This is a genomic window from Bacillus sp. JJ1609 (assembly GCF_036967045.1).
Taxonomy (GTDB): domain Bacteria; phylum Bacillota; class Bacilli; order Bacillales; family Cytobacillaceae; genus Mesobacillus.
On sequence record NZ_JBALSS010000001.1, the window covers coordinates 247,000 to 260,315 of the forward strand.

The 13,316-nt window shown below is 40.3% G+C and carries 17 protein-coding genes; 5 read left to right on the forward strand and 12 right to left on the reverse strand.

Translation table 11 applies throughout. The annotated features are described in order from the left end of the window. Positions 1–22: 22 nt before the first annotated feature. Together V7654_RS01220 and V7654_RS01225 are read right to left on the reverse strand one after the other, a co-directional pair. Positions 23–1,231: an FtsW/RodA/SpoVE family cell cycle protein gene (locus V7654_RS01220; protein ID WP_335427842.1), complete on the reverse strand. Its 1,209-nt coding sequence runs from the start codon at positions 1,229–1,231 to the stop codon at positions 23–25. 211 nt (positions 1,232–1,442) lie between these two features. Continuing rightward, positions 1,443–1,724: a YlaN family protein gene (locus tag V7654_RS01225; protein ID WP_335427843.1), complete on the reverse strand. Its 282-nt coding sequence runs from the start codon at positions 1,722–1,724 to the stop codon at positions 1,443–1,445. A gap of 188 nt (positions 1,725–1,912) precedes the next feature. Here V7654_RS01225 and V7654_RS01230 point away from each other — a divergent pair, with 188 nt between their 5' ends. Continuing rightward, positions 1,913–2,410 carry a peptidyl-prolyl cis-trans isomerase gene (locus tag V7654_RS01230; RefSeq protein ID WP_335427846.1) on the forward strand — a complete coding sequence of 166 codons (498 nt, stop codon included), beginning with the start codon at positions 1,913–1,915 and terminating at the stop codon, positions 2,408–2,410. Positions 2,411–2,540: 130 nt separating this feature from the next. Here the strand turns inward: V7654_RS01230 and V7654_RS01235 are convergent, their stop codons facing one another. Next, the gene (locus V7654_RS01235; RefSeq protein ID WP_335427847.1) at positions 2,541–3,881 is read right to left on the reverse strand and encodes a PhoH family protein; all 1,341 of its coding nucleotides are present in this window, start codon (positions 3,879–3,881) and stop codon (positions 2,541–2,543) included. A 297-nt stretch (positions 3,882–4,178) separates the two neighbouring features. On the opposite strand from V7654_RS01235, the gene V7654_RS01240 reads away from it, so the two are divergent. Beyond that, a complete protein-coding gene (locus tag V7654_RS01240) occupies positions 4,179–4,763 on the forward strand; it encodes a YhcN/YlaJ family sporulation lipoprotein (protein ID WP_335427848.1) in 585 nt (194 codons plus the stop codon). Between the two features lie 198 nt (positions 4,764–4,961). Here V7654_RS01240 and V7654_RS01245 read toward each other — a convergent pair whose 3' ends face one another. Next, positions 4,962–5,417 (reverse strand): pyridoxamine 5'-phosphate oxidase family protein, encoded by a 456-nt coding sequence (locus V7654_RS01245; protein ID WP_335427849.1) that lies wholly within the window; start codon positions 5,415–5,417, stop codon positions 4,962–4,964. A 157-nt stretch (positions 5,418–5,574) separates the two neighbouring features. Between V7654_RS01245 and V7654_RS01250 the strand changes: the two genes are divergently transcribed. After that, complete coding sequence (locus V7654_RS01250) at positions 5,575–5,775, forward strand: YlaI family protein (protein WP_335427850.1); 201 nt, start codon at positions 5,575–5,577, stop codon at positions 5,773–5,775. Positions 5,776–5,845: 70 nt separating this feature from the next. Here V7654_RS01250 and V7654_RS01255 read toward each other — a convergent pair whose 3' ends face one another. Genes V7654_RS01255 through typA form a run of 3 tightly spaced genes read right to left on the reverse strand, consistent with a single transcriptional unit; the run spans position 5,846 to position 8,322 of the window. Beyond that, entirely contained in the window at positions 5,846–6,139 is a 294-nt protein-coding gene (locus V7654_RS01255) for a hypothetical protein (protein WP_335427853.1), read from the reverse strand. Positions 6,140–6,150: 11 nt separating this feature from the next. Then, positions 6,151–6,465: a YlaH-like family protein gene (locus V7654_RS01260; RefSeq protein ID WP_335427855.1), complete on the reverse strand. Its 315-nt coding sequence runs from the start codon at positions 6,463–6,465 to the stop codon at positions 6,151–6,153. A 21-nt stretch (positions 6,466–6,486) separates the two neighbouring features. Next, a complete protein-coding gene (gene typA, locus V7654_RS01265) occupies positions 6,487–8,322 on the reverse strand; it encodes a translational GTPase TypA (RefSeq protein ID WP_335427857.1) in 1,836 nt (611 codons plus the stop codon). Positions 8,323–8,476: 154 nt separating this feature from the next. Between typA and V7654_RS01270 the strand changes: the two genes are divergently transcribed. After that, entirely contained in the window at positions 8,477–8,662 is a 186-nt protein-coding gene (locus V7654_RS01270; protein ID WP_335427858.1) for a YlaF family protein, read from the forward strand. Positions 8,663–8,708: 46 nt separating this feature from the next. Here V7654_RS01270 and V7654_RS01275 read toward each other — a convergent pair whose 3' ends face one another. The 3 genes from V7654_RS01275 to V7654_RS01285 all read right to left on the reverse strand — a co-directional run bounded on the left by V7654_RS01275 (position 8,709) and on the right by V7654_RS01285 (position 10,704). Next, positions 8,709–9,170, reverse strand: coding sequence for a GNAT family N-acetyltransferase (locus V7654_RS01275; RefSeq protein ID WP_335427860.1), 462 nt, complete (start codon positions 9,168–9,170; stop codon positions 8,709–8,711). Then, on the reverse strand, positions 9,164–9,967 hold the full coding sequence (locus tag V7654_RS01280) for an inositol monophosphatase family protein (RefSeq protein ID WP_335427863.1): 804 nt from the start codon (positions 9,965–9,967) through the stop codon (positions 9,164–9,166). Before V7654_RS01280 ends, V7654_RS01275 begins: the two co-directional genes overlap by 7 nt. A 542-nt stretch (positions 9,968–10,509) precedes the next feature. Next, a complete protein-coding gene (locus V7654_RS01285; RefSeq protein WP_335378242.1) occupies positions 10,510–10,704 on the reverse strand; it encodes a hypothetical protein in 195 nt (64 codons plus the stop codon). Between the two features lie 167 nt (positions 10,705–10,871). Between V7654_RS01285 and V7654_RS01290 the strand changes: the two genes are divergently transcribed. Next, complete coding sequence (locus tag V7654_RS01290; RefSeq protein ID WP_335427864.1) at positions 10,872–11,492, forward strand: YktB family protein; 621 nt, start codon at positions 10,872–10,874, stop codon at positions 11,490–11,492. 206 nt (positions 11,493–11,698) lie between these two features. Here V7654_RS01290 and V7654_RS01295 read toward each other — a convergent pair whose 3' ends face one another. Beyond that, positions 11,699–11,989, reverse strand: a complete 291-nt coding sequence (locus tag V7654_RS01295; RefSeq protein WP_335427866.1) for a UPF0223 family protein — start codon at positions 11,987–11,989, stop codon at positions 11,699–11,701. A gap of 261 nt (positions 11,990–12,250) precedes the next feature. After that, complete coding sequence (locus V7654_RS01300) at positions 12,251–13,213, reverse strand: NAD(P)H-dependent flavin oxidoreductase (RefSeq protein ID WP_335427867.1); 963 nt, start codon at positions 13,211–13,213, stop codon at positions 12,251–12,253. Positions 13,214–13,316: the final 103 nt, after the last annotated feature.

Here is a 13,316-nt window from a genome sequence, read left to right on the forward strand (position 1 = left end):
TTGCTGCAGCTCTTTTTGATTTTTAGGATCTGAATTTAAATGTGTTCTGCGATACTATCGCAGGCTTTGGATTCGGCTCGGCAGCTTTGTCATTCTTGTACTTCTCTTCGTAATTAACAAACATCGAAATGTTCACGAGAATTCCAGTAGCTATTGCCAGCTGCAGCAGTGAAGATCCTCCATAGCTTACAAATGGCAGCGGTACTCCAGTTAACGGAATAACACCGGAAGCTCCACCTAAGTTTATGAAAGACTGAATGCCAATCATGCTGGAAATTCCAATTGCCAGCAGGCTCCCAAACGGATCCTTGCACCTCAAACCTATAAATATTCCTTTTAATACTATAAAAGCGAGACACACTAATACAAACCCAACTCCGAATATACCAAGTTCCTCAGATATGACCGCAATGATAAAGTCAGTATGCGGTTCTGGCAAATAGCCTAGCTTTTGGACACTTTCACCCAGACCAAGCCCCTTCAGACCACCGGAACCGATAGCATAATAAGAGTTCGCGAGATGGTATCCGGAATCCTTTTCATCTGTAAAAGGATTGCTGTACGCAGTAAAACGCTCAATTCTCGTTTCTGAGAAAATTTCATCCTGAAGCAAAAGAACTAATGGGATAAGAAAGACCAAACCAATAAGAATCAGCTTTGAAATATTTCTCAGGTTCATTCCTGAAGAAAAAATAATCGTTGCCGCAATCGCAAAAATGATTGCGGCGGTACCAAAGTCCGGCTGAATCGCTACAAGTATGCATACCAATACCAGATACACTAGAGGAGGCACAACACCTCTATTAAATTCATTTATGTAGGATTGCTTTTTTGCATATACAGCTGATAAATAAATGATCACGCTCAGCTTAGCAAATTCAGAAGGCTGGACGCTTCTTGCTCCAATTTCAAACCAGCTGAGGGCATTATTCGTTACCTTCCCAAAAAGAAATAGAGCAGCAAGCCCTCCTAAAATAAAGGCGACCATTGGCAAGAGAATTTTTGTGCTTTTCATTGCTTTATAAGGAAAGAAAGCAGCAAACACAAACAGAATGGCTGATAGAGTTAGATTTAATTTCTGTTTTTGATAAAAGAAGTCGCTAGGATAATCATATCTTTGGATGGCAGTGACCATGCTGGCACTGTAAACCATGACAAGTCCGAACAAGCATAGGAGCGTAATTACAATGATCAATGAATAGTCATATGATTTCAGTATTTTTTTAAACATCGTCTCTTCCCCATCTTCTAAGTTGTTTTATCTATTCTACTATAAGTTGTAATATCCTGCCTTAGTTTAAGTAAAAGTTCGTGAAAACTTAAAACATCTTTAAACTATGTCATATGGGAGTAACCAAAATAAGGTGCCCTTTTAGTTTCGCGAAAACATAATCACAAAAAAACTCAAACAATCGATTCGGATTGTTTGAGTTTTTATGAATTTATTTTTTTAACGAAGCCTCATGCAGTGCAGAAAGTTCTCTTTCCAATTGGTCAAGAATAACTTTACCGTCCGATTCTTCGATTAAGCCGAGTCTGACTGCAAAATCTATTTCTCTTGATAAGCCGAACATCTGCGTATCCAAAACCTCTTCATAAAGAGGGCATTGAGGCATTGTCAGGTTATCCATTTGCACTTTGATCAGCTTTAAAATTTTATCAGCGTCAGCCTTAAGCAAGGCATGGGCTTTTTCCTGATGGTTTATTATCATATCAGACGCCAACTTGATCCCCCCGTTTCCGAGCGATTACCCGATCCTATCTTTAAATTTTACCCTTAAGCAACCAAAAATGCAAGAATATTAAGGATTCAGAAATTATTGGATACAAGCTGGACCACCAGTCAGAATGACAATTTTTCAATTTATCGATATACTAAGGAAAGAAGATGTCTAATAGCAGGAGGAACATCATGGAATCTATTATCCCTATTAAAGGTAAAGTGAAATACAAGATCACATTAGATCCCGGCGTCTGGATTTTTGACGACCGAAAAGTAGATTTGAATACATATTTTCAGCAAGAACAATCACAAAACAGCGATCTTGAAGAATATACTAAGTCCATTTCGAAGCATTGGGACCGCGAAATTATGGAAGGTGCTGTCTATCCCCCAACGTTAAAAACAGAAGTTAAGTTCCAAAAGGAAAAAGTGCTGACCGGTACCTTTGGTATTCCATTCAAGCCATTTCTTGAAAATGCTGAGCCGGAATCCGATGCGAAATACGTTCTGATTGTATGCGGCATGGAGGAGGTTAAACTTCCTTTATCAGAAGCTTATAGTCTCGTTTTGGGATTTTCAAAAGACGGTAAGCCATTAAGGGAAGATGGCCCCTTGCATGTTTACTATCAAGACGGCTCAAATTTGGAAAGTCCAATCAAAAAAGTGACTGGATTCACTGTTGAATAATATGTATGGGTTAACCGAACGGGCATCTTTAGTGATGCCCGTTTTTTTTTAGCTCTTTGCATAAGACTGTTTCCGTTTATTTATGGATTACTAATAACTACGGATATCCTAATGTTTACGATACCAAATTTTATTTAAGCAAATCTGCAGCAAGCTGTGCGAGAGCGGATCTCTCCCCCTTCACGAGCTGTACATGGCCTGCAATTTGCTGGTCTTTAAATTTTTCCACCACATAAGTAAGGCCATTATTGTAAGCATCCAGGTATGGATGATCGATTTGCTCTGGATCTCCCATCAATACAATTTTGCTTCTTTCCCCTACCCTTGTAAGAATCGTTTTCACTTCATGTTTAGTCAGATTCTGCGCTTCATCTATAATAATGAATTGATCAGGAATACTCCTGCCTCTGATGTAGGTTAATGCTTCCACTTCGATAGACCCCATTCCGGCAAGGATGGCATCCAGTTCTCCAGGTTTTTTTGTATTGAATAAATACTCAAGATTATCATAAATCGGCTGCATCCATGGCCTCAGTTTTTCCTCTTTTTCACCAGGAAGGAAACCTAGATCTTTCCCAACAGGAACTATAGGCCGGGCCACAAGCAGTTTTTTAAAGATGCCGAGATCTTCCGTCTGCAAAAGGCCGGATGCCAGCGCAAGCAGCGTTTTGCCTGTCCCCGCACGCCCAATGAGCGTAATAAGAGGCATGTCTTTCCGTAATAATAATTCTAAAGCCATAATTTGCTGTACATTTCTTGGTCTGATTCCCCATATATGCTTTCCTTCATGCTCAAAAACCAGTTTCTTCACTTTTTTCTTCTTGCTGTCCACCATGCCAATTGCTGATGCCGAACTCCCGAGAATATCCTTCATGATTAAAAATTGATTTGGATAGACAAAATTTTGACCATTCAGATCAGATATATCTAGTTCTCCCTTTTCATAAAAACGATTAAGAACCGCAATTTCCAGGTATACCTCTGCATAGCCCGAGTACTGATGATTTATTTCCACTACCCGATCGCTCAGAAAGTCTTCGGCGAGCAGCCCAATCGCATCCGCTTTTACCCTCACCAGCGCATCCTTGCTGACTAGGATTACCTGACGGCCATCTTCTTTTGTTTGCTCTTCAAGGCTTAAGTTCTTGGCTACAGCCAGTATTCGGTTATCATTTGTTTTTTCTACAAATATTTCCTGCAACTGATGGAATGATCGGTGATTAAGCTCTATCCGGAGAGTGCCTCCTCCTTCAAGATTAATCTTTTCATGCAGTTTTCCTGTTTCCCTCATCCCATCTATAAGCCTTGAAACCTGGCGTGCATTACGCCCTATCTCATCCATATATCTCTTCTTCGAGTCAACTTCCTCCAGAACTACAGCAGGTATGACAACTTCATTATCTTGAAAGGAGAAAATAGCATGCGGATCCTGTAATAAAACGTTTGTATCCAGTACGTATATTTTACTCAAATTGATGCCTCCCGCCTTCTTGATCTCGACTCCGGCCGACTTGGCAGCCTTGGCCGTGACTTTTGTAAAATATATGACTTCTTGTATAAAGATAGAAGATATTTTGCACAATAACCACTGAGGATTTCTTTTATCAAGCATCCTTCCGCGCTATTTTTTTCCAGTTAGCAATGCAATAAGCGGCCGATGCTTTTCACCTGTACTTTTGAAAGATGAATTTTAGACTGATTAAAAACCCATAAGTTCCCATCAACATTCAGCGAAATCCATAAAAATTTCATGGCCGGAGGGGTTAAGATGATTAGATTGCTTGCCGTTTTGTCATTATTATTATTTATGAGCGCCTGTAATGCCCTGAATAATGCAAGGGAGGGAGATAATAACCATAAAGTAAAAGTCCAAAACACTGCTATTCAACAGGTAGACCGTAAGTCAGGCCAGCAAATTTCAAAGCATCTCGTGGGACTGACGACACGCGTGCCCAATGTAGATGATGCAACGGCAGTCGTGATTGGAAGGTACGCAATCGTGGGAATTGATGTCAATGACAAAATGGAAAGATCAGAGGTTGACACTGTCAAATACACCGTTGCTGAAACCTTAAGAAAAGATCCACACGGAGCACGTGCGGTTGTGGTAGCTGACCCAGACGTCACCGCAAGGCTAAAAGAAATTTCAACAGATATCAAAAATGGAAAACCAATCCAGGGCATCATGAATGAACTTTCCGACATAACCGGTAGAGTAATGCCCGAGGTACCGGCTGACTTGATTGAGCCACAAACAAAGAATCCTACCGAAGATCCTAAAAATAAGCTTAGCGACAAAGAAAAGAAAAAACTTGAAAAGAATCAGGAGCAGGAATCAAATTATCATAAATAGCTGATTTATGAGAGTAGATTATCCATTAATGAAAGAGATGGCACATATGATATCTTGACATCGCATACGAATATCTAAGCACTTCAAAATGTACAATTCCCACATGCTTGTGACGCCTCCTCAGGATATAAAGTCGCCTTATGATTTCCAGGAATGAACGCTGCTCCAGGTCATTAAAAAAAGCTTAGTCATTTACGACTAAGCTTTTCTCATTGCATCCATAACCTGCTTATCCAAACGGGCAGCTGCATCTTTATCATATGTTTTGTCATATTGCGGTTCTGCGACAATTTTTGATCCGTAAAACATTACATCCCTTACTTCACGGACTTTAATTTCTACCAGAGCAAGCTTCAACGGAACATCCTCAAGCTTCTCTTGCTTCACACTTGCTTCCCCGCTGATTGAATATGTAGATTCATTTGCGATTAAGTTGATCACCGCTTTATCATTGCTTTTAATATTCTCGATGATGCGGGAACGGTTATCTACCGCAAAATAAATGGTTTGCTCATCCTTTGCCAGCACCCATGAAATAGCACTTACATTCGGACCGCCTGTTTCATGGTCGACTGTCGCCAATGTAACGAAACGTTCTTTTTGCAGTTCATCAAATAAAGCTTTTATCAGTTTAGGTTCAACTTGATTTGCCATATACACCCTCCTTAAACTATCATAATAGTACTACGAACCCTTTATACAGGGCAAATCAAACGATTTTTCACTTTTTAGACTAAAAACAATGATATACTATAATATAATCCAATCCGAAACATGCTATGTATGTTTATTATTAATAAGAGGTGTGATAATGAGAGTAAAATGTGTGCTGTGCGATAAAATTGAAACAATCAATAGTGATACACTTCAGGCAAAACGGCTTCGGAATCGTCCGATCCATACATATATGTGCAATTCCTGTGATGAAAGGATTGCCGAAAAAACTAAGCTCAGACAGGCTACCGGCAATTTCCGCCTCTACCGTTCACGTGTCGAAAAAGACGACTGGTAAAAGCCATCCCTCTCCATAACTGTGTGAAGTGACTATAATGAAAAATCCGCCTCATCAAGGCGGATTTTTTTTAATCTTTTTCAGGGTAATTCAGATATTTGTCAGGCTCCTGCCTGATTTGATCTAGCATTACTTCAATCAGGTCCCTTGGAAAACGATACTCCTTCGATTGGCCTTCCTGTACCACTGTTACATAGTACATGATAGCATCGCGTTTCATCTCATGCGACTCGACTTTGTGTTCTTCTGCAAGAATTTGTTCAAACAGCTGAGTAGTTTCAAGCGCAGCAGTGTCGTCCGGCCGGGCATCACTGACAATTTTAATTGTCAGCCAATTATAGATAGCATCCTGGAGTGATTTCATATTGCCAACTCCTATTTCGCATTCATTTCTTCTTTTTTATGCTGGCGCAGCCTCATTTTATAAATGATCAGGATTAGCGCTGCAGCTACCAGACCCTCAGCAATCGGAAGAAATATAGCAAGGAAGGTAAGGACTGTAGAGCCAAGTGACAAGAATGCATAAATTAAAATATTTTTGAGCAATGGCAGTTTTTGAGCAAAGCCGAGTTTATAAACGACAATGCTTAACGCTACAATTGTAAGATACAGCAGCCACATGCCAATGGTCGGGTTCTCATCGACTTTAAAAAGTGCTGCAAAAAATGATAATCTCTGGCTTACGTCCATACCTCTTCCCCCTACTTAAGCTTAAATCTCAGCAAACTTTTTCTTCTTCGCTTGTCTTTCACGTTCATTTTTATCAAGAATCTTTTTACGAAGGCGAATAGACTCAGGTGTTACTTCACAATATTCATCATCATTCAAGTACTCTAATGACTCTTCAAGAGTCATGATTCTTGGCTTTTTGATGACAGAAGTTTGATCCTTATTTGCAGAACGAATATTAGTTGCTGCCTTTACCTTCGTGACATTAACAGTAATGTCATTTTCACGAGTGTGCTCGCCGACGATCATGCCTTCATAAATTTCTGTACCTGGCTCAACGAAAATTGTTCCACGGTCTTCAACCTGCATGATTCCATAAGTAGAAGCTTTTCCAGACTCCATTGATACAAGAACACCCTGGCGGCGTCCTCCAACTTGCCCTTGAAGCATCGGCTGGTAGCTATCGAATGTGTGGTTAATGATACCATACCCACGAGTTAAAGTTAAAAATTCTGTTGTATATCCAATAAGTCCACGTGCAGGAACATTGAAAATCAAACGAACCTGGCCGCTTCCATTATTGATCATGTCGAGCATTTCACCTTTACGTGCACCGATTGACTCCATAACAGCTCCTGTGTTTTCCTCTGGAACATCGATTTGTACTCGTTCAACAGGCTCGCATCTTACACCGTCAACATCTTTAACAATAACTTCAGGTTTTGATACTTGAAGCTCGTAACCTTCACGGCGCATATTTTCGATTAAGATCGATAGGTGAAGTTCCCCACGACCAGAAACAATCCAAGCATCTGGGGAATCTGTGTTATCAACCCTTAAGCTTACATCTGTTTGAAGCTGAGCACGAAGTCTTTCTTCGATTTTCCTTGAAGTTAAGTATTTGCCCTCTCTGCCGGCAAATGGACTGTTGTTCACTAGGAAAGTCATTTGAAGTGTTGGCTCATCGATTCTTAAAACTGGTAATGCATCCTGCTGGTCAAACGGACAAACTGTTTCACCTACGTTAATATCTTCCATACCAGAAACAGCAATCAAATCTCCAGCGTATGCTACTTCGACTTCTTGGCGCTTCAGGCCAAAGAATCCGAAGATTTTCGTTACGCGGAATTGCTTAACTGATCCATCCAATTTCATTAGGGCAACCTGCTGGCCTACTTTCATTGTTCCGCGGAAAACACGGCCAATTCCGATTCTGCCAACATAGTCATTGTAATCAAGAAGCGCAACTTGGAATTGAAGTGGCTCTTCGCGATTATCAACTGGAGCAGGAATATGTTCAATGATTGAATCATAAAGTGACTGCATGTTTTCATCCTGCTTTTCCGGATTTAAGCTTGCAGTACCATTGATCGCTGAAGCGTAGACAACCGGGAATTCAAGCTGGTCTTCATCTGCTCCAAGTTCAATGAACAAATCAATTACTTCATCCACTACTTCCTGAGGACGAGCGAAATCACGGTCGATCTTGTTAACAACAACAATTGGCGTCAAATGCTGTTCAAGCGCTTTTTTCAAAACAAAGCGAGTCTGTGGCATACAACCTTCATATGCATCGACTACCAATAATACGCCATCAACCATTTTCATGATACGTTCAACTTCACCGCCGAAGTCGGCGTGGCCAGGTGTATCAAGGATGTTGATGCGGTTATCCTTATATTGAATCGCTGTATTTTTCGCAAGAATGGTAATACCGCGTTCTCTTTCTAAATCATTTGAATCCATTGCACGTTCTTCAACATGCTCATTTGTACGGAATGTACCTGATTGCTTCAGAAGCTGGTCAACCAACGTTGTTTTACCATGGTCAACGTGGGCAATAATTGCTATATTTCTAATATCTTCTCTTAATTTCAAAAAAGTCACCCTGCCTTTAATATCGTAATTTTATCTATTGGCTTTTTTCACAACCTACATATTATAACATAATTTGTGTAGAAACCTAAAAGCATTTTAATGTACAATTAAATATATTATTATTTGCAACCAAATGTCGAATGGGGGAACTACCTTGAAGCAAATAAAATGGCCATTATTATTTTTCGCTTTTGCAGCCGCTTCATGCATGATTGGCATTGGAATAGCCATAGGAGAACGGAGTGTTATGGGAGTGATTTCCTGTATTATTGCTCTAGTACTTGTCATGGGTTTCGGTTTTAAAAAGAAAAAGAAAATGAGGGAAGCAGGAGAGCTTTGATCCTCCGATAAAATTTTAATGTAAAAGCCGGCTGCAACCCAGCCGGCTAATCGAGCGGGCGAACCATGATCAAAAAGGTTTCGCCTTTATTTTTTTCTGATTTAAATTGTTCGAATCCACAATCACTAAGGAAGTTTGACCATTCATATTCATCTATCGGCACTCCTGCGAATATTGCCCTATGGCCTTTCTCTTTCAAATCTGCAGCAAGCTGATTCAAGATCGAAGCAGCAACACCTTTTCGTCTTTCCGAGGCTTTGACCAGTACAGTTCCGAGCCAGGCTTTGTGGTTTGATGGAGATGAATCCAAGTGGTATGTGATTGCAGCTGGAGAACCTTCCCAGTCCCAAATTCGCCATTCACCATCTAATTCATCATATTGATTCATATAATCGCTTAGCTCAGCACCCTGCAATTCATTTTCCCGCCATTTTCCACTTGCTGAAATTACTTCTTGAAAAAAAGGGAGATCTGTATTCTGGAATGCCCTCCACATCACTTTTACCATTTTCCATCCTTAAGATAATTTTTCAATATATCACCATGAAGTCCCGGTTTCGATACGAACAAAGAATTTTCCTGCAGCATATCGAATTCTTCTCCTCTGAGAGTAGTAGCTTCCCCGCCAAGCTCTTTAATCATGATGATGCCTGCGGCAATATCCCACGGTGCCAGTCTCGGAGTGAGGTATGCATCTATTCTTCCGGTCGCTACATATACCATTTCCATGGCTGCTGAACCATATGACCGGGTCCCACGTACATCTTTGACAAGAGGAATAAGTAATTCATGGTTAATTCGCTTATTAGGAGCCACCCATGTTGCATTCAGGGCAATGATGGATTCATTCACTTTAGATGGCTCAAGGTTTGGGATAGAATTCTCATTCAAATAAACACCATTTCCTTTGATGCAGTGGTACAGTTCATCATGAACCACATCATAAATCAAGCCGATCATTCCTTCACCGTCTATATAAATCCCGATTGAAATCGCAAAGTTACGCTGCTGATGGACAAAATTCATAGTGCCATCTATCGGATCAATAATCCAGACTACTCCTGAAAGGTCTGTTACTTTATCACCGTAGCCTTCCTCTCCCAAAATACGGTGGTCTGGGAAAGTTCCTTTGATTTTCTCGATGAAATATTTCTCTGTCCCTTTGTCTATATCTGTAACCAAGTCATTTGGATTTGATTTTGACGTGACATTCAATGTTTTCGGAAAAGAAGCCCTTATATTTTCTCCAGCTTCTTTAACCCATTTTTTTGCATATGTATCAATCTCTTTCAAATTGTAATCCATTCAGCATTCCCCCGATCCTTTATTTTAAAGGCTTTGTTAAACTTGTCTGTTGAATTCCGCTCCAGGCACTCGCTTTCCGCGGAGGAATTATGAAAAAGCCCAAGCCGGCTTTTTCATAAACAAATTCTTCTAGGGGCGTCAAGTGAGCCCGCAGGAGTCGAGTGCCCTCCGCTCCAATCAACAGGTGCTAAAAATCAAAAATCAACATTGAACTTTAACAGAGCCATTTTAAATAAGCTCATTATTTACAGTTTATGGCCTTGATTATCAGTATAGGTAATAGTTTTTAGTTCACTCATAAAGCCCCGACATAAGTTTGGAGTATATCTTAGCTTAGCGGATTTATTTCCTTTTCATCAAGTTTTAGGATTCCCCCGCATGGTGATCTTACATGCAAAGAGTGAACGATCTTATCTAAAAACATAAGAAACGAACTCCGTCATCAATACAGGAGTTCGTTAAAGTCGATTTATGATACAGTTTTCTAAAGCTGATTTCTTCATTATCTCTTTTCCTTTTTCTTTCTGATTCATTTATCAAGATTACAATGCTTTTAACCGTAATAATTCCTGTCTGATTCTTTCTAATCTTTGTTTACATTCTTTCATTTTAGGCTTATCAGAGTCATTCATAGCGTCAAAAAGTGTAGCCAATTCATAATCCATTTCCAATCTCAGTACTGCAGTCCGTTGCATTTCACCATTTTTTTTTCTTGTCGAATTTATTAGTTGTTTCATTATTCTACACTCCTCTATTTATTTTCTGGATTTTTATTTATTGTATGAACTATTAAGTGGCATTGGTACAAATATGTGCGTATACCTAGTTTTCGAAAATGCCTGTTGCTTCAAATTTCGATAAGCTTTTGCTACAATATTTGACAAAGCAGTAGGAGGTTATCATATTGTCATTTTCAGGATTCACACAAGCTGATTTTAATGTTTTTAATATTGACGGTCTCGATGAACGAATGGAGGCCTTGAAATCTCAAATCCGACCCAAGTTGGAAGCGCTCGGTCATCACTTTGCTCCAACTTTATCGAGCCTCGCAGGAGATGAAATGCATTACCATGTTGCAAAACATGCGCGAAGAACAAAGAATCCTCCAAAGGATACATGGGTTGCTTTTGCAAGTAATCCAAGAGGTTATAAAATGCTCCCTCATTTTCAAATCGGACTATGGGAAACCCATGTTTTTATCTGGTTTGCCGTTATTTACGAAGCACCTGATAAGGAAGCATTCGGCAAGAAGCTAGAAAAAAACATTCATTCCATCTACAAGCAGATTCCGAAGGATTTCTACTGGTCTGGCGATCATATGAAGCCAGATGCCACCTTGCACAGCGACTTAACCAAGGAAGAACTCCTTACAATGTTCACTCGCCTTCAGACGGTGAAAAAGGCTGAAATCTTATGCGGAATGAACATTCCACGCGAGCAAGCCGTCAACATTAGCGGTGAAGAAATGCTTTCCAAAATTGAGTTTGTATTTAAAGAGATATTACCCCTATATAAATTGGCATAAACCTAGAAAAGCAAAGGCAACTGCATAGCTCCAATAAGCGCTGGCTGCCTAAACCTGTCAAATCTGGTGTCTGGTCGCGCTACTCCATTGGGGCCGTTTTAGCCCTCCTGCAGGGAAAGTATTTTGACTTTATAGGAAGTCGCCAGGAAGCTCTTCTAACAAAATAAGGAGCCCATTTTTTATGGGCTCCTTTTCGTGTTGATTGATTAATACTTTCTTTTTTGTTGAGCTATTTTTATCTTATTTCCTGAGCTAGTTTCTTTTATCGACTTAACAGCCTGATAGGAAGCGTAGCCGCTCACCTCTTCGAACTCATTGAAGAGTGTCTTTTCTTGAGCCTTGCCTGGTACGATTTCCTTGAAACGGCGATATGCCTGCAGCAAAACGTCCCGGTCAATCCCATTTTCATAAGCCTTTTCGATACATTCATAGAAATGGATTGCATCGACAATCTCATCTGTCGACCATGTGTAGTCAATCGGATATTGATACTCCATCATTTCACCTGCTTTTTGGACTTGCGTATGTATTTGTTGCTTTTCATACCTTGGCGCTGTTGGGCTTGCCTGTTGATTTCCACTTCACTCAACATTTCGCAAAAAAACAACAATCATCTGTTACAGTGCCAATAATTAAGGGATTTACAACATCAAGTAAATGATCCCTCAGAAAAAACAACAATGAGTACGTTTACAGCCAATTTATTGATTAATCTTAGTAGATTTTACAGTTAATCAATCAACAGCGCAACATATTCCCTAATTTCCCCAGGCACTCCTTATCTTTTCAGCTTCTTTTATTATTCTCTCAAACAATTCACCCACTGCTGGCGAATCCTTGATAAGACCCATTACCTGTCCTGCCCAGCCGAATCCATTCTCTTCATCACCTTCATATATATATTTCCTATTAGCAGCGCCGCTTATTAAATCTTTTACTGATTCATAATTGCCACCATCAATTTTTTCGATTTCGATGATCCGTTCTGTCAGAGGATTTGTAATAGCTCTTGCTGGCATCCCGAGAGTTCTTTTAATAACAGTTGTATCGTTTTCAGTTCCTTCGATCAATCTGCGTTTGTACACTTCATTTGCATGGACACATTCCTTCGTTGCAATGAATCGAGTTCCCATTTCTATTCCCTGGGCGCCAAGGCTTAATGCTGCCATTAGTCCTCTGCCATCGCCGATGCCCCCCGAAGCAATGACAGGTATATTGACTGCATCCACTACAGCAGGGATCAATACGATCGTACCGATATCACTTTTACCAAGATGACCTCCGCCTTCCTGACCTACAACCATGACAGCATCTGCCCCCAGCTCTTCTGCTTTCTGAGCCTGCCTTTTCGCCGCTACAAGAACCAATTTTTTAATAGTTGTTCCCTTAAGCTGTTCAAAAATCGGGGATGGGTTTCCCCCTGTCATCGAAATTACAGGTACTTTTTCCTCAATCGCAACATCCAGATAATGAGAGAATGGTCTTCCATGCTGGCCGATCGCGAAATTCACTCCAAACGGATGGTCAGTCAACCGTCTGACCTTTTGAATTTCACTGCGGAGTGCCTCAGGATCAGGCAATGACATAGCAGTAATTTGTCCTAGCCCTCCGGCGTTCGAAACAGCCGCAGCCAAATCGGAATAAGCTAAATAGGCAAGTCCCCCCTGTATGATTGGATATTGAATTCCCAACAGTTCAGTCACTTCTGTTTTCCAGTTCATATGCTCTCTCCCTCGATTACCGTTTTATTATTACTTCTATTTCATTTGCTGCTATTCCTTTTTTTCTTGGCTCTGTTAAACAGAGCTGTTGATTTTCGTTCCA

Bases quoted from the DNA above. Each gene is read 5' to 3' on its own strand.
- V7654_RS01220 (WP_335427842.1), bottom strand. From the start codon at position 1,231: ATGTTTAAAAAAATACTGAAATCATATGACTATTCATTGATCATTGTA.
- V7654_RS01230 (WP_335427846.1), top strand. From the start codon at position 1,913: ATGGAATCTATTATCCCTATTAAAGGTAAAGTGAAATACAAGATCACA.
- V7654_RS01240 (WP_335427848.1), top strand. From the start codon at position 4,179: ATGATTAGATTGCTTGCCGTTTTGTCATTATTATTATTTATGAGCGCC.
- V7654_RS01245 (WP_335427849.1), bottom strand. From the start codon at position 5,417: ATGGCAAATCAAGTTGAACCTAAACTGATAAAAGCTTTATTTGATGAA.
- V7654_RS01250 (WP_335427850.1), top strand. From the start codon at position 5,575: ATGAGAGTAAAATGTGTGCTGTGCGATAAAATTGAAACAATCAATAGT.
- V7654_RS01255 (WP_335427853.1), bottom strand. From the start codon at position 6,139: ATGAAATCACTCCAGGATGCTATCTATAATTGGCTGACAATTAAAATT.
- V7654_RS01260 (WP_335427855.1), bottom strand. From the start codon at position 6,465: ATGGACGTAAGCCAGAGATTATCATTTTTTGCAGCACTTTTTAAAGTC.
- V7654_RS01275 (WP_335427860.1), bottom strand. From the start codon at position 9,170: ATGGTAAAAGTGATGTGGAGGGCATTCCAGAATACAGATCTCCCTTTT.
- V7654_RS01280 (WP_335427863.1), bottom strand. From the start codon at position 9,967: ATGGATTACAATTTGAAAGAGATTGATACATATGCAAAAAAATGGGTT.
- V7654_RS01285 (WP_335378242.1), bottom strand. From the start codon at position 10,704: ATGAAACAACTAATAAATTCGACAAGAAAAAAAAATGGTGAAATGCAA.
- V7654_RS01295 (WP_335427866.1), bottom strand. From the start codon at position 11,989: ATGGAGTATCAATATCCGATTGACTACACATGGTCGACAGATGAGATT.
- V7654_RS01300 (WP_335427867.1), bottom strand. From the start codon at position 13,213: ATGAACTGGAAAACAGAAGTGACTGAACTGTTGGGAATTCAATATCCA.